The organism is Corynebacterium sp. HMSC035E02, assembly GCF_001836065.1.
Classification (GTDB): Bacteria; Actinomycetota; Actinomycetes; order Mycobacteriales; family Mycobacteriaceae; genus Corynebacterium; species Corynebacterium hiratae.
This window is the reverse complement of record NZ_KV827337.1, coordinates 220,305-239,125: the sequence shown is the minus strand read 5'-3', so window position 1 is coordinate 239,125 and position 18,821 is coordinate 220,305. Positions and strand designations below refer to the sequence as shown.

The 18,821-nt window shown below is 60.9% G+C and carries 21 protein-coding genes and 1 riboswitch; of the genes, 13 read left to right on the top strand and 8 right to left on the bottom strand.

From position 1 onward, the window contains the following. Nucleotides 1-474: 474 nt before the first annotated feature. Nucleotides 475-1,506 carry an acyl-CoA thioester hydrolase/BAAT C-terminal domain-containing protein gene (locus HMPREF2635_RS06390; protein ID WP_246819153.1) on the bottom strand — a complete coding sequence of 344 codons (1,032 nt, stop codon included), beginning with the start codon at nucleotides 1,504-1,506 and terminating at the stop codon, nucleotides 475-477. 218 nt (nucleotides 1,507-1,724) lie between these two features. Beyond that, a riboswitch (TPP riboswitch) is annotated at nucleotides 1,725-1,880 on the top strand. On the opposite strand from HMPREF2635_RS06390, the gene HMPREF2635_RS06385 reads away from it, so the two are divergent. The 9 genes from HMPREF2635_RS06385 to HMPREF2635_RS06345 all read left to right on the top strand — a co-directional run bounded on the left by HMPREF2635_RS06385 (nucleotide 1,869) and on the right by HMPREF2635_RS06345 (nucleotide 11,577). Continuing rightward, complete coding sequence (locus tag HMPREF2635_RS06385) at nucleotides 1,869-2,513, top strand: ECF transporter S component (RefSeq protein WP_070821431.1); 645 nt, start codon at nucleotides 1,869-1,871, stop codon at nucleotides 2,511-2,513. (Overlaps the previous riboswitch by 12 nt.) A gap of 141 nt (nucleotides 2,514-2,654) precedes the next feature. Next, nucleotides 2,655-4,079 (top strand): ABC transporter ATP-binding protein, encoded by a 1,425-nt coding sequence (locus HMPREF2635_RS06380; protein ID WP_371326315.1) that lies wholly within the window; start codon nucleotides 2,655-2,657, stop codon nucleotides 4,077-4,079. A 103-nt stretch (nucleotides 4,080-4,182) separates the two neighbouring features. After that, complete coding sequence (locus HMPREF2635_RS06375) at nucleotides 4,183-4,905, top strand: energy-coupling factor transporter transmembrane component T family protein (protein WP_070821430.1); 723 nt, start codon at nucleotides 4,183-4,185, stop codon at nucleotides 4,903-4,905. 54 nt (nucleotides 4,906-4,959) lie between these two features. After that, complete coding sequence (locus tag HMPREF2635_RS06370) at nucleotides 4,960-5,562, top strand: nucleoside/nucleotide kinase family protein (RefSeq protein WP_070821426.1); 603 nt, start codon at nucleotides 4,960-4,962, stop codon at nucleotides 5,560-5,562. A gap of 315 nt (nucleotides 5,563-5,877) precedes the next feature. Continuing rightward, nucleotides 5,878-6,249: a 30S ribosomal protein S12 gene (gene rpsL / locus HMPREF2635_RS06365; protein ID WP_005286791.1), complete on the top strand. Its 372-nt coding sequence runs from the start codon at nucleotides 5,878-5,880 to the stop codon at nucleotides 6,247-6,249. A gap of 6 nt (nucleotides 6,250-6,255) precedes the next feature. Further along, complete coding sequence (rpsG, locus tag HMPREF2635_RS06360) at nucleotides 6,256-6,723, top strand: 30S ribosomal protein S7 (protein WP_046648491.1); 468 nt, start codon at nucleotides 6,256-6,258, stop codon at nucleotides 6,721-6,723. A 300-nt stretch (nucleotides 6,724-7,023) separates the two neighbouring features. Next, on the top strand, nucleotides 7,024-9,150 hold the full coding sequence (gene fusA, locus HMPREF2635_RS06355) for an elongation factor G (RefSeq protein WP_070821425.1): 2,127 nt from the start codon (nucleotides 7,024-7,026) through the stop codon (nucleotides 9,148-9,150). Nucleotides 9,151-9,513: 363 nt separating this feature from the next. Beyond that, nucleotides 9,514-10,704 (top strand): elongation factor Tu, encoded by a 1,191-nt coding sequence (gene tuf / locus HMPREF2635_RS06350; RefSeq protein WP_046648489.1) that lies wholly within the window; start codon nucleotides 9,514-9,516, stop codon nucleotides 10,702-10,704. A gap of 108 nt (nucleotides 10,705-10,812) precedes the next feature. Continuing rightward, nucleotides 10,813-11,577 carry a hypothetical protein gene (locus HMPREF2635_RS06345; RefSeq protein ID WP_070821424.1) on the top strand — a complete coding sequence of 255 codons (765 nt, stop codon included), beginning with the start codon at nucleotides 10,813-10,815 and terminating at the stop codon, nucleotides 11,575-11,577. 382 nt (nucleotides 11,578-11,959) lie between these two features. On the opposite strand, the gene HMPREF2635_RS06340 is transcribed toward HMPREF2635_RS06345, so the two are convergent. The 7 genes from HMPREF2635_RS06340 to HMPREF2635_RS06310 form a co-directional block, all read right to left on the bottom strand. Next, nucleotides 11,960-13,069, bottom strand: a complete 1,110-nt coding sequence (locus HMPREF2635_RS06340) for an HNH endonuclease signature motif containing protein (RefSeq protein WP_070821423.1) — start codon at nucleotides 13,067-13,069, stop codon at nucleotides 11,960-11,962. 92 nt (nucleotides 13,070-13,161) lie between these two features. Beyond that, the gene (locus HMPREF2635_RS06335) at nucleotides 13,162-13,728 is read right to left on the bottom strand and encodes an Asp23/Gls24 family envelope stress response protein (protein ID WP_070821422.1); all 567 of its coding nucleotides are present in this window, start codon (nucleotides 13,726-13,728) and stop codon (nucleotides 13,162-13,164) included. Next, nucleotides 13,721-14,299, bottom strand: coding sequence for a DUF6286 domain-containing protein (locus HMPREF2635_RS06330; protein ID WP_046648483.1), 579 nt, complete (start codon nucleotides 14,297-14,299; stop codon nucleotides 13,721-13,723). The genes HMPREF2635_RS06335 and HMPREF2635_RS06330 overlap by 8 nt, the downstream gene beginning before the upstream one ends. Continuing rightward, nucleotides 14,296-15,180: an Asp23/Gls24 family envelope stress response protein gene (locus HMPREF2635_RS06325; RefSeq protein ID WP_246818668.1), complete on the bottom strand. Its 885-nt coding sequence runs from the start codon at nucleotides 15,178-15,180 to the stop codon at nucleotides 14,296-14,298. The genes HMPREF2635_RS06330 and HMPREF2635_RS06325 overlap by 4 nt, the downstream gene beginning before the upstream one ends. After that, nucleotides 15,180-15,374, bottom strand: a complete 195-nt coding sequence (locus HMPREF2635_RS06320) for a hypothetical protein (protein WP_010189668.1) — start codon at nucleotides 15,372-15,374, stop codon at nucleotides 15,180-15,182. Before HMPREF2635_RS06320 ends, HMPREF2635_RS06325 begins: the two co-directional genes overlap by 1 nt. 32 nt (nucleotides 15,375-15,406) lie before the next feature. Continuing rightward, nucleotides 15,407-15,712, bottom strand: a complete 306-nt coding sequence (locus HMPREF2635_RS06315; RefSeq protein ID WP_070821421.1) for a hypothetical protein — start codon at nucleotides 15,710-15,712, stop codon at nucleotides 15,407-15,409. Nucleotide 15,713: 1 nt separating this feature from the next. Beyond that, a complete protein-coding gene (locus HMPREF2635_RS06310) occupies nucleotides 15,714-16,211 on the bottom strand; it encodes an Asp23/Gls24 family envelope stress response protein (RefSeq protein ID WP_046648480.1) in 498 nt (165 codons plus the stop codon). 648 nt (nucleotides 16,212-16,859) lie between these two features. On the opposite strand from HMPREF2635_RS06310, the gene rpsJ reads away from it, so the two are divergent. Genes rpsJ through rplW form a run of 4 tightly spaced genes read left to right on the top strand, consistent with a single transcriptional unit; the run spans nucleotide 16,860 to nucleotide 18,818 of the window. Next, on the top strand, nucleotides 16,860-17,165 hold the full coding sequence (gene rpsJ / locus HMPREF2635_RS06305) for a 30S ribosomal protein S10 (RefSeq protein ID WP_003848085.1): 306 nt from the start codon (nucleotides 16,860-16,862) through the stop codon (nucleotides 17,163-17,165). A 35-nt stretch (nucleotides 17,166-17,200) separates the two neighbouring features. Continuing rightward, nucleotides 17,201-17,857 carry a 50S ribosomal protein L3 gene (rplC, locus tag HMPREF2635_RS06300; protein ID WP_046648479.1) on the top strand — a complete coding sequence of 219 codons (657 nt, stop codon included), beginning with the start codon at nucleotides 17,201-17,203 and terminating at the stop codon, nucleotides 17,855-17,857. Next, nucleotides 17,854-18,516, top strand: a complete 663-nt coding sequence (gene rplD, locus HMPREF2635_RS06295) for a 50S ribosomal protein L4 (RefSeq protein ID WP_010189650.1) — start codon at nucleotides 17,854-17,856, stop codon at nucleotides 18,514-18,516. The genes rplC and rplD overlap by 4 nt, the downstream gene beginning before the upstream one ends. After that, on the top strand, nucleotides 18,516-18,818 hold the full coding sequence (rplW, locus tag HMPREF2635_RS06290) for a 50S ribosomal protein L23 (RefSeq protein ID WP_046648478.1): 303 nt from the start codon (nucleotides 18,516-18,518) through the stop codon (nucleotides 18,816-18,818). The genes rplD and rplW overlap by 1 nt, the downstream gene beginning before the upstream one ends. Nucleotides 18,819-18,821: the final 3 nt, after the last annotated feature.

The window sequence follows — 18,821 nt, the reverse complement described above, 5'->3', positions numbered from 1 at the left end:
CCTGTTGGCTGATGCTTGTGCACCGGGTGCCGGCGAGGGTTCCTCCAACTAGGAGAACCGTAGGATGTGTTTCCTCTAACAACACCGCTAAGGGAGGAGCGTTAACCTCCCACCCAACCTGAGAGTTGATGGAGTAGGGCATTGCTGCCGGGGCATAAGACTCCGGTAGCAAGCCCTAGTTCTCAACTTGCTTGTATTTGTTTGGTACTTTTGTTTACTTGATATTCCCGAAATACATTTAGTTATTTCATTAAGTCTTGGGTCTCCACCGAAGCTTTTCCTTTCCTTAAGCTGCGCGTGTGGAGGCTCATGGCCACTGGCTTCTTTGCCGGTGTGCAAGTACCCCGTCGCGTAGGTCAGAGGACGCGGCGGGGTACATCTTTATGTTTTTGACGTGACTCGGCATCGTGTTCTGTTGAAGTCGCCTTTAGTCTTCGTCTGTCTCGGCTGTCATTGTCCTGCTGGGTTTGTGTTCTAATGCGCGTGCCACTGTTTGAGGTGTTCAAGCAGGATGCGGTCGGAATCCACCTTTGCCTCGCGGTTGGCTGCGATTGTGCCGCCCATCATTGTTTCCCAGGAGGGGCCGATGAGTTCGTCGATGCTCTCGTGAAAGAGGTGGCCGGCGCCTTCGTAGATGTGGGGCTCAAGGTTCTCGTTTTGTGCGGCCAGAGCTTCCGCGGCTACGTCGCCTTGCCACATGGCGTCCTCGGCGCCGGCGAACAGAAGGCCGTTGCCTTGGAAGTTGCTCAGGTTGATGGCGGACTCGGGGCTAGCTGCAGCAGCGTCGGCCTCATAGCCGGCGCGGTAGGACACGGGCAGGCCAAGCGCGAAGCGGAGCATAACCTTGCCCATTTCTTTTCCTTGTAATTTCGCAAAAGGAACGGGCTCACCGTGCCAGGAGAAACTACTCGTGGAGCCGCTGCCGCGCTGGTAAGTCAGACTGCCGTAAGTGTGGTGCGCAGGCGTGTAGAGAACGATGTTGTCGATCTGCGGGTAGCGGGCGGCGAGATTGCCAGTAAGCTCCGCGCCCTTGGACGTACCGATAACAGTCAGCGGTCTGCTGCCGTTGCCGTGCTCCTCAGCGTAGGCGAGGACCTCGTCAAAGAACTCGAGTGGGACCTCGTCGATGAATTCCTTTTGCCCGGGCTTACCAAAGAAGTACAAGGCGAGCACATCGTACCCGGCATCACGGAGCATTCGTGCCTGTTCCACGTTGGCACCGCCGTCCGAGCCGCCAAATACGATGACGGTGCCTGGGCGGGCCTGTGCAGATTGTTGTTCCTGTCCGGTGGCTAGCGGCGTGAGGTGGAAGCCCTTCATGTAGCGGCCGTCAATTCTTGAAACTCCATCTTCTTTGAGAATGCGATCATCGCCACCTGCTGGCGGCTTGGGTGCAGCAAAGCGCCTGGAGTTGATGGAGCGGATTACCCAGACACCGGCGGCGGGGGCAACGATGCACACAAGAGGTATGCCGATTGCTTTGAAGATGACTTTGATTGAGGGCATAGAGGGGCGAGCTCCTTTGTGATTGACTGTCACTCCAGTCTACTGATGCTTTTGGCCGGCGAAATGTTGTGCACTGGCTTGATGGAGTGCTGGTGGCATGGGGGAGTAGTGGGGCTGCAGTGTGCTCTTAATAGTCCGGCTTGCTAAGCTGTCAGTGCTTTTGAGCGTGCTGAGCCGGTTCTTATTAGTGCTGGCGGCTGTACATAAAACAACAAATTAAACATCGTCACGGGTGCTTCCTCGTTCACACTGTGTTCTGCCTTTGAGGCTGTGCATGGATGTTCCGGAGGAGGCTGAGATGCCGCAGTGCAGCGGCGAACCGTCGAACCTGATCCGGATAATGCCGGCGAAAGGGAGGAATCATGAACTCTGTATCTCATGGTGGATCTGTTAATGGCGCAACTGCGAATGGCGCTGCTGCGCCGCGCAGTTTGAATTGGCGCGTCGTCGACATCGTGGTGGCCTCCGTGCTGGGTGTGGCGTGTGGAATCGTGTTCCTGGCGTGGAACACGGTGGGCTATGCCTGGTTCCAAGCCATGGATGCGCTGACACCGGGGTTGGGTGGTATTGCCACCGGCATTTGGCTTCTTGGTGGAGTCGTTGGCGGTTTGATTATCCGCAAGCCGGGCGCAGCGCTTTACGTGGAGCTGCTGGCGGCCATCGTGTCGGCGGTGCTGGGCTCCCAGTGGGGTATTAGTACGTTGTACTCCGGCATCGCGCAGGGCATTGGTGTGGAGATTGTGCTGGCTATCTTCCTCTACCGCCGCTTTAGCCTGGGCATTGCGATGCTCGGCGGCATGGCAGCTGGCTGGGGCGCGTTTGTGCTGGAGCTGTTTACCTCCGGAAACCTGGGCAAGACCCTGCAGTTCAACATCATCTACTTGGTTACTCTGAGCATTTCTGGCGCCATTCTGGCGGGAGCCGTGGGCTACATCGTGGTCAATGCGCTGGCGAAGACCGGTGCGCTGGACCGCTTCGCGGTCGGCCGAGAGCAGCGCAGTGCTTAAGCAAACGTTGCTTGTTGTGCGTTGCTTGCTGTGGGTGCTTGTTGATTGTTGATGCTGAGCATTGACTGGTAGCTGAAGTAATGGCTGTTGCATGGTGGCTGGTGGCTGATTCTGATGGCTGATGTGGGTTCCGTAGAAGGGATGTCCGCGGGCGCGACGAAGCTTGTCGCGCGCGGCTATGGCTGGACGCATGCGGGGAGGCGTGCGCCGGCGCTGGCGGATATTGACTTGGTTATTGAGCCAGGGGAGAAGGTTCTGCTGTGCGGTGATTCCGGGTCCGGGAAGTCCACGCTGCTGGCGGCCATTGCGGGCGTGTTGGGTGGCGATGACGAGGGCACCCGGGTGGGGGAGATTCTTCTTGAGGATGCCTCTGGTCATAGTGAGCCGCCTGGCCGCACGATTCCGGTGGGCCTGGTGCTGCAGGACCCGGACTCCCAGGTGATTGCCGCGCGTGTGGGCGATGACGTTGCCTTTGGTTGTGAGAACTTGGCCTACCCGCGCGAGGAGATCTGGCAGCGGGTGTCGGCGGCGCTGGAGATGGTGGGGCCGTACGTCGATTTGTCGTTTCCCACGGAGCGTCTCTCCGGAGGGCAGAAGCAACGCTTGGCCTTAGCCGGTGTGATTGCCATGGGCGCGGGCATGGTGTTGCTCGATGAGCCGACGGCGAACCTCGACCCGGAGGGCGCGCGCGAGGTTATTGAGGCCGTGTCCACCATGGTGGAGCGCACCGGGGCCACCCTTATCGTGGTGGAACACCAGCACGCGGCGTGGAGGGGTGTGCTTGACCGTGCGATTGAGCTGAAGGATGGGCGCATCGTCGCCGACGGTCCCGTGGAGGCTGTTGTTGCTTCGCGCTCTATCAGCGGTTTGCCGCGGGCGCGGGATGCTGGCGGGACGTCGCCAAGCAGCACTGGAAGAGCACCCGAATCGGCGGCGCTGTGGAGCACGGACCTGGTCACCCGTTTCGGGCCGCCGCGCAGCTACGCGCTGCCCCGGGGGATGTCCACGGTGATTACCGGGCCGAATGGTGCGGGCAAGACCACGTGGCTGATGACGGTGGCGGGGTTGCTTCCAGCAGTGGCCGGGGAGATTGGTGTGGCAGAGTACGTGCGCCGAGGCCTGAAAGGCTCGCCGTTGACGTGGAAGTCCCGGGAATTGGCGGACCGCATTGGCTTCGTCTTCCAGAACCCCGAGCACCAATTCGTCGCCCGTACGGTGGCGGAGGAGCTGCGCGTGGCACCCCGTGTCATGCACCGCGAGGTGCCGGAGGGGCGCATCGCGGAACTCGTGGAGGCACTACGCCTGGGGCATTTGCTCAACGCCAACCCGTTTACGCTCTCCGGTGGGGAGAAGCGCCGGTTGTCGGTGGCCACTGCGTTGGTCACGGCGCCGGAGGTGCTGCTTCTCGACGAACCCACCTTCGGCCAAGACCCCCACACCTTCACCGAGTTGGTGTGGTTGCTGCGGCGCATGGCGGATGAGGGGACGACGATTGCGTCGGTGACTCATGATCCGTTGTTCATTTCCGCCCTGGGTGACCACCGAGTGGAGGTGAGCCGTGGCTGAGACAACTACGTCGTCGGCGAACGCGGACGACGCTGGTCGCGTCGAACGTGCTGGCCGTGCAGGTTTACTGCACGGCGTGAACCCGCTGACCCGGATTTTCCTCATGTTCGTGTGGGTGAGCCCGCTGTTGCTCTCCGTGGATTGGGTCTCTGCGGCAGTGTCGTTGGCCATGACTTCAGTTTTTGCGCCCCTGTGCGGGGTGTCGTGGCCGCGCCTGTTTAAAGCTGGCTGGTTCCTTTTCCTTATCGCCCCATTGTCTGGCATCTCGATGCTGCTCTACGGCGCGCCGGGCGGGCGGGAGTACTTCAGCTGGTGGCTGATTACTGTCACGGATAACTCGATGGAGCTGGCCATCGCCATCACAATGCGCGTGCTGGCGGTAGCGCTGCCCATGGTGGTGCTGGCGCGGGATATTGACCCGACGGAGCTGGGCGACGCCCTCTCCCAGATCCTCAAGCTACCTTCCCGCTTCGTCATCGGTGCGGTGGCCGGGGTGCGCATGATGACGTTGTTCAAATCCGATTGGCAGTACCTGGCCATGGCGCGGCGCGCGCGTGGGCTGACCGACGAGGGCCGCATCAAGCACCTCATCACCATGTCCTTCGGGCTCTTGGTGCTAGCCCTGCGGCGCGGGGGCAAGCTGGCCACGGCGATGGAGGCGCGCGGTTTCGGGCGAACCCCACCGGGCGGTGGGCAACGCACATGGGCGCGGCCGTCCCGCCTTGCCAGCAGAGACTGGCTGGTGATGGTGGTGGGAACGGGCCTTGCGGCGCTTCCGGTGGTAGTTTCGGTTCTCAGTGGGTCCTGGAGATTCTTCGGACTCTAGGACGACTCTCTCAAAGCTGCACGCTAGACGTACCCAGAAGTGGTGAAGAAATACATGCAGGACGCGGACCGCACGGCCGACCAGGACAGCGGTAAGGACACTGCCCAGACGCACGCCGCCGAGATGGATCGGCTCTTGGCCGATGTGGTGGCGCTCGCCGCGTCGCGCAAGCGCCCGATGCGCCCAGTCACCGTGCTTATCGACGGCCCCTCGGGCGCCGGCAAGACCTGGGCTTCTGCAGCGCTGGCTGAGCGTACCGGGTGGCGGGTAGTCCACCTTGACGAGTTCTACCCCGGCTGGCATGGGCTGCAAGAGGGTTCAGAGATGGTTTCAGAGCAAGTGCTGCGGGAGAATAACCCGGGCTATTGGCGCTGGGACTGGGATGCCAACGCGCCGAAGGACTGGGCGAGCCTGGATGAGCGCGATGATCTGATCGTCGAAGGAGTTGGTTCTGTCACCGAGGCCACCGTGGCCGCCGCCAAAGAGCGCGGCTCCGTGGTGACGGTGCGTATCGACGGGCCACGCGAGAAGCGCCGCGAGCGCGCCCTGGAGCGCGACCCTGGCTATGAAGAGTGGTTTGAAACCTGGGAGCGGCAGGAAAAAGAGCACTTCGCCGAGCGCGCGGTGGAGGCGGACCTGACGTGGGAGTGGAGCTAACTCTCTAGTGGGTCCTTGTGGGCAGCATTGCGTGGCGCCACTGGCGTGGCCAGCCGGGCCGTGCTGTGTACGCCGGTCACTAACCATTGGGAAGTACGGGCACGTGAGATTTGGGCAGATCAGTGGGGTGGTGGTAGTCTGTCCAAGGTTTCATCTTTATAGGAGATGAAAAGTCTGATCGGTATCTCAACCATCCGCTGGGAGAGATTCGTTCTGGACATGCGGAAGGGCCCCGGAGAAGAGCCCCTATTTTTGCATGTTTGGACGTGTGAAAGCGGTCAGTTCAAGCCGAAGTCATAGAGAAAGACTAGATTTATGCCAACTATTCAGCAGCTGGTCCGCAAGGGCCGCCACGACAAGAAGGCCAAGGTTGCTACGGCCGCCCTGAAGGGCTCCCCGCAGCGCCGTGGCGTGTGCACCCGCGTGTACACCACCACCCCGAAGAAGCCGAACTCGGCTCTGCGTAAGGTTGCCCGTGTGCGCCTGACCTCCGGTATCGAGGTTTCCGCCTACATTCCGGGCGAGGGCCACAACCTGCAGGAGCACTCCATGGTGCTCGTCCGCGGTGGTCGTGTGAAGGACCTCCCGGGTGTTCGCTACAAGATTATCCGCGGCGCACTGGATACCCAGGGCGTGAAGGACCGTAAGCAGGCTCGTTCCCGCTACGGCGCAAAGAAGGGACAGTAATCAACAATGCGTAAGAATGCTGCACCGAAGCGTCCTGTAGTTAAGGACCCGGTTTACAACTCCGAGCAGGTCACCATGCTCGTGAACAAGATCCTGCGTGACGGCAAGAAGTCCACCGCTGAGCGCATTGTGTACGGCGCTCTCGAGGTCTGCCGTGAGAAGACCGGTACCGACCCGGTCGGCACCCTGGAGAAGGCCCTGGGCAACATTCGCCCGGACCTCGAGGTTCGCTCCCGTCGTGTGGGCGGCGCTACCTACCAGGTTCCGGTTGAGGTTAAGCCGGCACGTGCCAACACCCTGGCTCTGCGTTGGCTGGTTACCTTTACCCGTCAGCGTCGTGAGAACTCCATGATCGAGCGTCTCGCAAACGAGATCCTCGATGCATCCAACGGCCTGGGTGCTTCCGTGAAGCGCCGTGAGGATACTCACAAGATGGCTGAGGCTAACCGCGCCTTCGCTCACTACCGCTGGTAATCCCTCCGGTATAACCCGCCACATGGCATCATGGCTCGAACAGCGATATTATCGTTTACCTGCGCTGACACTGCGTGTTCTCGCTCCCCTTGGCGGAGCGCTCCACGCTAAACAGTGCGGAACCTAAACTTGAATAGCGTTGTTCGGGCCATTTTTATGGCGTGGGCTCCACGTCTCACGCTGACGTAGAAGCCCAGACGTGGCAAAATAGACCAAGACCTATCCATGAAGACGTCACCTATGTTTCGTCAGTGCATAACTGGCGTCGGCGTCGACGACAATTAAGTTGGGGTATTAACTGTGGCACAAGAAGTGCTTAAGGATCTGAACAAGGTCCGCAACATCGGCATCATGGCGCACATCGATGCGGGTAAGACCACTACCACCGAGCGCATCCTCTTCTACACCGGTATTAACCGCAAGGTCGGTGAGACCCACGATGGTGGCGCCACCACTGACTGGATGGAGCAGGAGAAGGAGCGCGGCATCACCATTACGTCCGCTGCTGTGACCTGTTTCTGGAACAACAACCAGATCAACATCATTGACACCCCGGGCCACGTGGACTTCACCGTTGAGGTTGAGCGCTCCCTGCGTGTTCTCGACGGCGCTGTTGCTGTCTTCGACGGCAAGGAAGGTGTGGAGCCGCAGTCCGAGCAGGTGTGGCGCCAGGCTGCTAAGTACGACGTCCCTCGTATCTGCTTCGTCAACAAGATGGACAAGATGGGCGCGGACTTCTACTTCACCGTCCAGACCATCATTGATCGCCTCGGCGCTAAGCCGTTGGTCATGCAGCTGCCGATCGGTGCTGAAGATGACTTCGATGGCGTCGTCGACCTGATCAACATGAAGGCGCTGACCTGGCGCGGCAAGGTAGAAACCGGAACCGAAGCCACTATCGAGGAGATCCCTGCCGAGTTGCAGGAGAAGGCTGAAGAGTACCGCGAGAAGCTGCTCGAGACCGTCGCTGAGTCCGACGAAGAGCTCATGGAGAAGTACTTCGGCGGCGAAGAGCTGACCATTGAGGAAATCAAGGGCGCTATCCGCAAGCTGACCGTGAGCTCCGAGATCTACCCGGTCCTCTGCGGTACCGCTTACCGCAACAAGGGTGTCCAGCCGCTGCTCGACGCTATTGTTGACTACCTCCCGAACCCGCTGGACATCGGCGAGGTCAACGGCACCTCCCTCGACGGTGAGGAGACCCTGACTCGTAAGCCTTCCGTCCAGGAGCCGTTCTCCGCACTGGCCTTCAAGATTGCCGTGCACCCGTTCTTCGGCAAGCTCACCTACGTGCGTGTCTACTCCGGCCAGGCTATCCCGGGCGAGCAGATGCTCAACTCCACCAAGAACAAGAAGGAGCGCGTGGGCAAGCTCTTCCAGATGCACGCGAACAAGGAGAACCCGGTCGAGCACGCCGACGCCGGTAACATCTACGCGTTCATCGGCCTGAAGGAAACCACCACCGGTGACACCCTGTGTAACCCGGACAACCCGATCATCCTTGAGTCCATGGACTTCCCGGATCCGGTTATCCAGGTTGCTATTGAGCCGAAGACCAAGGCTGACCAGGAGAAGCTGGGTACCGCTATCCAGAAGCTCGCTGAAGAGGACCCGACCTTCACCGTTCACCTCGACGAGGAGTCCGGCCAGACCGTTATCGGCGGTATGGGCGAGTTGCACCTCGACGTTCTGGTTGACCGCATGAAGCGCGAGTTCAAGGTTGAGGCCAACATCGGTAACCCGCAGGTTGCTTACCGCGAGACCATCCGCAAGAAGGTCGAGTCCCTGGAATACACCCACAAGAAGCAGACCGGTGGTTCTGGCCAGTTCGCAAAGGTCATCGTTACCATCGAGCCGTACAACCCGGAGTCGGAAGAGCTGGAAGAGGGCGAGTCCGCAACCTACAAGTTCGAGAACTCCGTCACCGGTGGCCGCGTTCCGAAGGAGTACATCCCGTCCGTCGACGCTGGTATCCAGGACGCCATGCAGTACGGCTTCGTCGCTGGCTTCCCGCTGGTGAACATCAAGGCCACCCTCGAGGATGGCGCTTACCACGACGTTGACTCCTCTGAGATGGCCTTCAAGCTCGCCGGCTCCCAGGTCCTTAAGGAGGCCGTCGCTAAGGCTAAGCCGGTTCTGCTGGAGCCGATCATGGCCGTTGAGGTTGTGACCCCGGAGGAGTACATGGGTACCGTCAACGGTGACATCTCCTCCCGTCGTGGCCAGGTCTTCGCTATGGAAGACCGCTCCGGCGCCAAGGTCGTCAAGGCTAAGGTTCCGCTGTCCGAGATGTTCGGCTACATCGGTGACCTGCGTTCTTCCACCGCTGGCCGTGCAAACTTCACCATGGTCTTCGACTCCTACGCTGAGGTTCCGTCCTCCGTGGCACAGGAGATCATCGAGGAGCGCACCGGCGCCAAGGCCTAACTTTTAGGCCCCTGCCGCAAAGGCGTACATGCGGGGCTGGTAGTCTTCGCCAGTGGAAGACCAGTTCCGCGCCTTGGGGTAGCGGTCGGCTGAGCGCACACGCTTGATGTGGGTTGAGCCGGCCGTTACCCTCCCAGGATCCGTTAATTTGATTCTTGTCGAGGGTCAACGTCCGCACGTGTTGGGCGGGGTTACCTCCTATTTAGGCAGTTTGAAAAAACTGCGGCATAAATCTAGGATCGTGTAACTGGCACGTAAGAAAGCGTCATTAGCGCTTATGAGCTTCGGCTCGAAGTGCCAATGGCAATACAAACCACGTGGCTGCGAAATACGTAGCCGCCATAGAGTCCAGGAGGACAAACAGTGGCAAAGGAGAAGTTCGAGCGTACGAAGCCGCATGTGAACATCGGCACCATCGGACACGTCGACCACGGCAAGACCACCACCACCGCAGCGATCACCAAGGTTCTGGCTGACGCTTACCCGGAGGAGAACACCGCTTTCGCCTTCGACATGATCGATAAGGCTCCTGAGGAGAAGGAGCGCGGTATTACCATCAACATCTCCCACGTTGAGTACTCCACCCCGAAGCGCCACTACGCACACGTGGACGCCCCGGGCCACGCCGACTACATCAAGAACATGATTACCGGTGCTGCTCAGATGGACGGCGCTATCCTGGTTGTTGCTGCAACCGATGGCCCGATGCCGCAGACCCGCGAGCACGTTCTGCTGGCTCGCCAGGTTGGCGTTCCGTACATCCTCGTTGCACTGAACAAGTGTGACATGGTTGACGATGAGGAAATCATCGAGCTCGTCGAGATGGAGATCCGTGAGCTGCTCGCTGAGCAGGACTACGATGAGGAAGCTCCGATCGTTCACATTTCCGCTCTGAAGGCTCTTGAGGGCGACGAGAAGTGGGTACAGTCTGTTATCGACCTGATGCAGGCTTGCGATGACTCCATCCCGGATCCGGTCCGCGAGCTGGACAAGCCGTTCCTGATGCCGATCGAGGACATCTTCACCATTACCGGCCGCGGTACCGTTGTTACCGGCCGTGTTGAGCGTGGCTCCCTGAACGTCAACGAGGACATCGAGATCATCGGCATCAAGGAGAAGTCGATGTCCACCACCGTTACCGGTATCGAGATGTTCCGCAAGATGATGGACTACACCGAGGCTGGCGACAACTGTGGTCTGCTTCTGCGTGGTACCAAGCGTGAAGAGGTTGAGCGTGGCCAGGTTTGCATCAAGCCGGGCGCTTACACCCCGCACACCAAGTTCGAGGGTTCCGTCTACGTCCTGAAGAAGGAAGAGGGCGGCCGCCACACCCCGTTCATGGACAACTACCGTCCGCAGTTCTACTTCCGCACCACCGACGTTACCGGCGTCGTCAAGCTGCCTGAGGGCACCGAGATGGTTATGCCGGGCGACAACGTTGAGATGTCCGTAGAGCTCATCCAGCCGGTCGCTATGGACGAGGGCCTGCGCTTCGCTATCCGTGAGGGCTCCCGTACCGTCGGCGCTGGCCGCGTTACCAAGATCCTGGGCTAATTCTTGCTAGGGCTTAAGGCCCTTCCTGATTAGCAGGTCTGTGAGCCGCTCAATCCCTGATGGGGTTGGGCGGCTTTGGTGATCGTGGGCCTACTAGGCTTGAGAGTTATGTTCGACCCAACCCGCATTGACCGCACCCTCGCCGCACTGCGCGCCGCGTGGGAAGGCCAACCGGACCTTCCCCTGGGAACCTTGTTTGGCATGTTGGCGGCGGAGGGCTACGGCTGGGGCGTGCCTGACGACGAACTCACCGCGCGGCTGGAGGCGATGGCGGCTGTGCATCCCCCGCTTGTGCCTCTCGACGCCAATCTCGTCACCGAGGGCCTCTGGCTCGTCGTTACGCCCACACACCGCGTGACGCTAGCTCCTACGGCTGCCGCCTCTCGCAGTGTGGAGCAGCGCCGACAGGCGACGTCCGTGGCGGTGGTAAGGCCGGTATCCAAGGAGGGCCAGCGTGGCCAGCCGGTGGCGTGGACGGTGTCAGCCCTCCGGCCCGTTGGGCCAGGACGACCGCTCGTGATTGCCGATGCCGAAGGCTTCGAGCATCGGTTTGGTGTCGTTGAATCCGTTACGCGGTTGCGAGAAGACCATCGCAACCTGACCGGTCTTAAGCGGCGCAGCGTGGGGGACCGAGTGTGGTTCATCCGTACCGATTCCGAAACCATCATCCTTGACCATGGCCTCCACATCGTGGAGCGCAAGAACCGGGAGCTTGTCCGTACCGACTTCTCGTGGCACACCATCGAGGCCGGGGAAGTCGGGGAACCGCTTCGCGTCCACCTTTCACGGGGCACGCTGCACACCTTTGGGCGTATCCAGGAGGTCATTCTCGCTGAATCCGCGCCTTGGAACGAGTCCGCCTTGCCTTACTAGCGAGGCCCTGTTCAGCCCGCCGAAATCCTCACGACGCTCGTAACCCGCCAGGTCTTCTGCACTTCTCGAGCAGATAGCCGCTAGCACGCTGTTCCGCGTTTTAGATCGCCGATGTGCCCACTGAACTGTGAGGTTAACGCTTGAATCGTTGCGTGGGTTCGCCAAGTTCCCTGTCACCCTGGCTGTGGTTGCCAGGTCTCGTTCTTTAAGGGCTTAAGGATCCTGCCGTGGCTGCCCCTGTTGTATCCGGCGTCGAGTGAAGCGCAACTTGGGATCGCCGATATGCCCGTCAGCATGGCCTTGTCTGACGGGTTCTTCTATCGGGAGCGCCTTTGTTGCAGGTTACCGGCGCTTTTACTCTTTTGCGTTTGGTGTTGGGGTGTTAGCTGCTGTCGGGTGGTCGGTCCGGTGGCTGGGCTGGCGCTGTGGTTGCTTTTTCGGCGTTGAGTCTGGCTAGTGCTTCTTGGTATTCCGGCATCGCGGTTATCGGGGTACCCCAGGGTGGGATGAAGGCCACGCCGGTGTTGAGCCGGTACATGTAGCCGCGCCTGGTAGGCCTTTGTGGGTCATCGTCGTTAATACCGTTGTGGTAGGCGCACAAAAACGTCAGGTTCTTAATGTTGGTGTAGCCACCAGCCTGCCAAGGGATGAGGTGATGGATTTGGCAGTAGTCGGCTGGTTTATTGCAGCCAGGGCGTGAGCAGGTGTGGAATTCCGCGTGCAGGGTGAGGCGTTGGTTGAAGTTTGCTCCGCGTTCTAGCCGCCAGGTGTTGATGGGTCCTTCGATGGGGTGCACGATGGTGGCGTAACCGATTTCGGCAAACTTGTGGGTGAGGAATTCAGCGCCTGTCATGCGCGCGCCGTTGGTGAGGTTGAGCTCTATTTCGTCCCCGTCACCGTTGATGATTTGGTCCAACTCGTTCAAGGTGACGATGACTTGGGTGCGCACCGCTGGCTTAGTACCGGTGGCTTGGTTGAAGAAGACGTCGTTGGCGGCTTTGAGTAGGTCGGTGTTGTTGGTGGATTCTAGGACTGCGCGCATGTTGGCAATCGTGGTGGCATCGTCAGTAATGGAGAGCGTGTTAGGGCCTTGCTCTCGGTAGGTGATGCGCACACCTGGTTTGGCGGTTCTTTTACGCTTGAGTTCTTTAAGCCGTGCGGTAGCAACGGTGGGGATGCGGTGTGCGGGTGTGGCGGCAAGTTTTGCTCGGAGGTTCCACGCATCCAAGGTCTTCTTTACTTTTGAAACATAGGTTTCAATCAGTGTGAGGGTGCCCAAGCTGTGGCGTTGGGCAAGGGCGGCTGCACGTGCTTTCTTTTGCTTGCCGGTGTAGCGGGTGGGGCCGAAGTACACCTGGTGCAGACCGGCAAGTTCTGTGGCGTCGGCTGGGTCGGCGCCGAGCGCGCGGAGCTCGTCGGGTGTGCCAGGTATGTGTTCCACCAGCGCAATCCCCGAGTTGCGGAGGCGGATGTAGGTGTCGATATCCCCCATGGGCACAGAGACTAAAACAGGACCGAGTGCCCCGCAACCGGAAGAAGAAAAACCCTGCTCACGAATAGTTTTGCGAGCAGGGTAGGTGGTATCTAGAGGACCGCGTTGCGCACCTTCGTGAAGTGGACCTTGTATCGCGTATCCACATCCACGTCAGGGAACGCGGCACGGAAGTCTCGGTCGTTGACTTCGATGGCGTCCTTGATTCGCAGCAACGGGGTATCGGGATCTGCCAGGACCTCGTACTGCAGAGTCGGCCGCGAGCGGTCGTAGGCGACGAGCCGCGAGACCTTCTCCACGCCCTCAACCTCAGCGAGGGTATCCGCCACCGCGCCTGCAATAGCGGACATCTCAGTTTTAATCGCGCCCTCCTCATTCGATTGTTCCGAAGAGACCGAGCTAAACCGATGGTGCCGCAGGTTGCTGATCACAAGCCACAGACCGGCTAGGGCGCAGACAATCGTCGCCAAGCCCAGCGCATAGGGCCACCAGCCCTGCTCCGGTAAGCCCGCCCATGTGTCGTGGTCAACCCACGTTGCCAGGTAGGTGGCAAAGGACACGTTGAAGTGAATGAGAATCGGCCACGCGCCCAGAGCAATGAGAAGGACTCCCACAATGGCAAGGATCGTACGGTCCACGCCGGCGAGCGCCTTAGACATTAGCGATCTCCTCCTGTTCATCCTCAAGCACCACGGTGATGTCCGGAGTCGGGGTAATAGCCGCGAGTGCTGCGGTCACCGCCTCAGTCACGCGCTCTTTAAGCTGCGCGTCGTCGGCATCGCCCGTCGCAGTCACCGTAATGCGCGCTTGGTCCTTAGAGATCCGCGCCCTACTGCGCGCTGCCGTAGTTCCTGGCACCCGACGCGCCGTTGCCGACGCCACCCGCGCAATGTCCACCGCGCGCAACCACATCGACGCATCCTCGGAGCCAATCCGCACGTGCGTCGTCTTCCGCGGCGCACACGCCGCCCACAACAAAATCAGTCCGATGAGGATGGCCGCACCGCCGGCCACCAGCATCCACCCGTGGATCTCCGGGGAGGACATCACATCGATGAACGGCTGCAACCACGACGCAGCGCCCTCATCGGCACCCACGACCCAGGCCTCACGCCCCACGACCACGGCGGCGACGAGCAGGACGACGCCCAGGATGATGGTCCAGCCGCGCGCCGGCGGGGAGGCCTTCGGGCGTTGACCAAAGCCAACGGGCAGGGAGCTCTCACTCATAATGGCCTCCTATCGTTGATCGTGATGGCGCGCAGCGGCGCCGGGCGCGGGACGTCTACCCGGCGTGTGAACTGGGCCGAGGGCCGAATCTCAATCGGGCGCAGCTGGAGCGGCTCGGCGTGCGGGGAGCGCAGCGCTGGTGCCTGTGGAACGTCCACGTGCCGCGGCTGGACCGGGCGGGGAGTAGTGATGCGGCGCAACGCGAATTCCTGGGGCGACGCCACCGAACGAACGTTGACGGGCGCGGGGTCAGCAATAACGCGCAGCGGCCGCGGCGCTGCCGTAACGATTGGCCGCAGCTCGTCGTAGCGCTGCTCTGAAGGGCCGAAACCTTCCGTGCGAACCGCAACCTCGGATGGCGCGGCAACACCCCGCACCCGCGGTCCCTCCGGTGCCGCCACAGCACGTACCGTAGCCTCGCGTGGGGCCGTAATGTGGCGCACGGGCGCGCCGTTCGCGGTGGTGATGGGCTTTAGGACACGCTCCGGCACAATCGCGGGGATCTGCGCCTGCAGCGGCGCCCGTGTCTCGACCGCCAAGGCAGTCGTGCGTTCGCCTGCCACGGCGCCACCCACGGTGACGTTGACGCGGGTGGTCCGGAAACCGGTGAAATCACGCACGGCCTCACGTATCGCCGTGCGAACGGCTGCCGCAACGTCGGTGACGGGGGAGGGCCAGTAGACGGCAATATCGACGTCGACAGCGACCATCTGCGTATCCGGATCCATCTGCGCCATCACGCGCGGAAAGGCGCGGCCGGCCAGGCCAGCTAGTTTGGCGTCGACAGCCGCGGTTCCCGGCACGCTCGCAATGGCGGCGTTAATAACCTTCTCCATCGCGCGCAGAGAAAAGCGGGTGCGGCCGTGTTTGGCGGTGCTCACTAGCCTCGGCCTCTATCCTGGCCGACCACGCCCTTCCATACCGCAGTGAGGTCGATGCGGCCGTCGAAATGCGCGCCAATCACGCCACCGACTGCGGCGAGCAGCACCGCGAGCGCGACGTACCACACGCCGAGGTAGATGAAAAAGGCCAGAACCAAGCCGGCGATCACGCCGAGGGAGGTGTAATTCTTCATGGTTTTCCTTTAGTTCTGTGGGTCGGTTCCTTTTAGACCGCGTCGTCGAAGACAACGTCCACGCGGCGCACCGCGGGCCAGGTGGCGCAGACGGTGGTGCGGGTGGCGTCGCCAAGCTCGGCGAGGGGAACGCCAGCGCTGACATCAACGACGATGTGCAGCTCCAGGTGCGTGTCATCCTGCGGGCTGGGGCGGCGGATGCCGTGCACGCGCTCACCGGGGAAGAGCAGCGCGACCTCCCCGAACCGGCCGGGCGAAAGCTTGGCGACGCCCCTCAGATCCGTCACCGACTCCGCTATGGACGTGGCAATGGGGAGGGTGAGCTCGGCAGAGGTCACGTTATGCCTGGCCCTGGGTAACTGCCGGGGCCGTTTCGGCGGACTCGTCTTCTTCGCGCGGCAGCTTGACGTCGTGGACGACGACATCGACACGGTCCACGGACAGGCCGGTCATGCGCTCGACCGCGTTCATGATGTTGCGGCGGATAGCCTCGGCGAGCTCGTGGATGGCCACGCCATACTCGGCGATGATGGCGATATCAATGGAGGCGGTGCCGTTGTTCACCTCGACGCTCACGCCCTGGCGTACGTCCTCGGAAGCACCGAAGGATTCACGGATGGAGCCCATCATGCGGGCGCCACCGCCGCCGAGCGCGGCGACGCCGGAGACCTCGCGGGCGGCGATGCCGGCGATCTTGGACACAACGACATCATCGATGCGGGTGGTGCCAAAATCGGTCTCCAGGTTCTTGTTGCGCTCCGGGGCAGGGGCCGGGGTGGCGTCGTTAGCCGGTGCAGTCTGCTCGGCGACGTCCTTGGGTGTGGTGTTCTCAGCCATGATGGATCCCTCTCACTGTGTAGTTGATTAAGGTCTGTATCTACGTCACGAGCTTAACCGCGAACGCGGAACGCGGGGCGGCGGAGAGTCAATCCTTGGCCAAAACGTGATGTTACCCACTGTTTCTGCAGGAGTTTGGAAAACGCGAGGTTACGTGCTTAAATACAGGGGTTGCTTTAACACAGCGACGTAGCCGCAGGCTGATGCTTGTAGGGCGTTGTTGCTGGTAAAGCGAACATGACACCTTTGTTGTGGAGTTCTTCTAGGACTACACGCGAAGGTCATCCGATCGGGCTAGGTCCGCGCTTGAGCAGAGACAATCCCGAGAAGATGGACCGGAGAAGGGGCATGGCAAATAAACAGCGGCAGTATATGAATAAGACTTTGGTTGCGGATCTTTAAGATCTAACGCCCCAGTCTTCTTCCTATTTACTTTGACTACGGGTCTTGTACCCCGTCACGAGCACTGCACTCTGGGCTTTTGCCTTAAGTCACTCTCGTGGTCGTCATGACAGTCAGACAACTGGCGTTGAGCCATGGCTTCCAGCCCGGACAACGTTATAGAGAAATCGAGAAGCAATTTCCCACCGCTTCACGCCCCGGATAGGCCGGGAATGTGAAAGTGGGGAAGCGAGGAAGAGGATAAGCGTGGCGGGACAAAAAATCCGCATTCGGCTGAAGGCCTACGACCACGAGGCCATCGACGCTTCTGCTAAGAAGATCGTCGAGACCGTTACCCGTACGGGTGCTCGTGTTGTCGGCCCGGTGCCGCTCCCAACCGAGAAGAACGTATACGCCGTTATTCGTTCTCCGCACAAGTACAAGGACTCTCGCGAGCACTTCGAGATGCGCACTCACAAGCGCCTCATCGACATTCTCGACCCGACCCCGAAGACCGTTGACGCCCTTATGCGCATCGACCTTCCGGCAAGCGTCGACGTGAATATCCAGTAAGCGATCGACACAACGTATTTGGTGGAGAACAAACAATGAGTGAAAACGAGATCAAGGGAATTCTGGGCACCAAGCTCGGCATGACCCAGGTCTTCGACGAGGAGAACCGCGTTGTGCCGGTGACTGTCGTCGAGGCTGGCCCGTGCGTGGTTACCCAGATCCGTACTGTAGAAACCGATGGCTACAACGCCATCCAGATTGCCTTCGGCGAGAAGGACCCGCGCAAGGTCAACAAGCCTGCAACCGGTCACTTCAAGAAGGCTGGCGTGACCCCGCGCCGTTACGTCGCTGAGATCCGCATGGACGATACCTCCGCATACGAGGTCGGCCAGGAGGTCAAGGTGGACATCTTCGAGGGCGTTACCTTCGTTGACGTCACCGGTACCACCAAGGGTCACGGCTACGCTGGCGCCATGAAGCGCCACGGCTTCGCAGGCCAGGGCGCTGCCCACGGTAACCAGGCTGCCCACCGCCGCGTTGGTGGCATTGGTGGCGCTTCGTTCCCGGGCCGCGTCTTCAAGGGTAAGCGCATGGCTGGCCGCATGGGCCAGGACCGCGTGACCACCCAGAACCTGAAGATTCAGAAGATTGATGCCGAGTCCAACCTGCTGCTCATCAAGGGTGCTATCCCGGGTGCGCGCGGTGGCCTCGTCACCGTTAAGACCGCAGTGAAGGGCGGTGCACACGCATGAGCAACCTCAAGCTAGACGTCCAGACCGCTGACGGTAAGACCAACGGCACCGTTGAGTTGCCGGCCGAGCTCTTTGACACCGAGGCATCCATTGCTCTGATGCACCAGGTTGTCAACGCACAGCTCGCTGCCGCTCGTCAGGGTACCCACAAGACCAAGACTCGCGGCGAGGTCCGCGGTGGTGGTCGCAAGCCGTTCCGCCAGAAGGGCACCGGCCGCGCCCGCCAGGGCTCCATCCGTGCGCCGCACTACACCGGCGGTGGCACCGTGCATGGCCCGGTTCCGCGCGACTACTCCCAGCGCACCCCGAAGCGCATGATCAAGGCTGCTCTCTACGGCGCACTGTCTGACCGTGCACGCAACGAGCGCATCCACGTCATCGAGGAGCTCGTCCCGGGCCAGACCCCGTCCACCAAGCAGGCCAAGGCTTTCATCGAGCGCCTCACCGACCGCAAGAATGTTCTTCTGGTCATCGGCCGCGAGGACATCAATGCTCGCCGCAGCGCCAACAACCTGCCGAACGTCCAGATCCTGGATGCCGGCCAGCTGAACACCTACGACGTCCTCTACTCGGACGACGTTGTGTTCTCCGTTGAGGCTCTGCACACCTTCGTCGAGCGCGCTACCGGCGCCGCCGAGGAAGCTAAGGAGGAGAAGTAATGGCTAAGCTCGCTAACCCGCGCGACGTCATCATCGCACCGGTTGTGTCCGAGAAGTCCTACGGCCTGATGGAGCAGAACGTCTACACGTTCTACGTCTCCACGGACTCCAACAAGACCCAGATTAAAGATGCCGTCGAGCAGATCTTCGGCGTGAAGGTTGCTTCCGTGAACACCGTGAACCGTGCAGGCAAGCGTAAGCGCACCCGCACCGGCTTCGGTCAGCGTAAGTCCACCAAGCGCGCCTACGTGACGCTCCGTGAAGGCAGCGACTCCATCGACGTCTTCGGCGCAGGCGCTTAAGCC

Bases quoted from the DNA above. Each gene is read 5' to 3' on its own strand.
- rpsG (WP_046648491.1), top strand. From the start codon at position 6,256: ATGCGTAAGAATGCTGCACCGAAGCGTCCTGTAGTTAAGGACCCGGTT.
- HMPREF2635_RS06320 (WP_010189668.1), bottom strand. From the start codon at position 15,374: ATGAAGAATTACACCTCCCTCGGCGTGATCGCCGGCTTGGTTCTGGCC.
- HMPREF2635_RS06335 (WP_070821422.1), bottom strand. From the start codon at position 13,728: ATGTCTAAGGCGCTCGCCGGCGTGGACCGTACGATCCTTGCCATTGTG.
- HMPREF2635_RS06375 (WP_070821430.1), top strand. From the start codon at position 4,183: ATGTTCGTGTGGGTGAGCCCGCTGTTGCTCTCCGTGGATTGGGTCTCT.
- HMPREF2635_RS06330 (WP_046648483.1), bottom strand. From the start codon at position 14,299: ATGAGTGAGAGCTCCCTGCCCGTTGGCTTTGGTCAACGCCCGAAGGCC.
- rpsL (WP_005286791.1), top strand. From the start codon at position 5,878: ATGCCAACTATTCAGCAGCTGGTCCGCAAGGGCCGCCACGACAAGAAG.
- HMPREF2635_RS06380 (WP_371326315.1), top strand. From the start codon at position 2,655: ATGTCCGCGGGCGCGACGAAGCTTGTCGCGCGCGGCTATGGCTGGACG.
- rplC (WP_046648479.1), top strand. From the start codon at position 17,201: ATGAGTGAAAACGAGATCAAGGGAATTCTGGGCACCAAGCTCGGCATG.
- HMPREF2635_RS06390 (WP_246819153.1), bottom strand. From the start codon at position 1,506: ATGCCCTCAATCAAAGTCATCTTCAAAGCAATCGGCATACCTCTTGTG.
- HMPREF2635_RS06340 (WP_070821423.1), bottom strand. From the start codon at position 13,069: ATGGGGGATATCGACACCTACATCCGCCTCCGCAACTCGGGGATTGCG.
- HMPREF2635_RS06370 (WP_070821426.1), top strand. From the start codon at position 4,960: ATGCAGGACGCGGACCGCACGGCCGACCAGGACAGCGGTAAGGACACT.
- rplD (WP_010189650.1), top strand. From the start codon at position 17,854: ATGAGCAACCTCAAGCTAGACGTCCAGACCGCTGACGGTAAGACCAAC.
- rplW (WP_046648478.1), top strand. From the start codon at position 18,516: ATGGCTAAGCTCGCTAACCCGCGCGACGTCATCATCGCACCGGTTGTG.
- HMPREF2635_RS06385 (WP_070821431.1), top strand. From the start codon at position 1,869: ATGAACTCTGTATCTCATGGTGGATCTGTTAATGGCGCAACTGCGAAT.
- HMPREF2635_RS06310 (WP_046648480.1), bottom strand. From the start codon at position 16,211: ATGGCTGAGAACACCACACCCAAGGACGTCGCCGAGCAGACTGCACCG.
- HMPREF2635_RS06345 (WP_070821424.1), top strand. From the start codon at position 10,813: ATGTTCGACCCAACCCGCATTGACCGCACCCTCGCCGCACTGCGCGCC.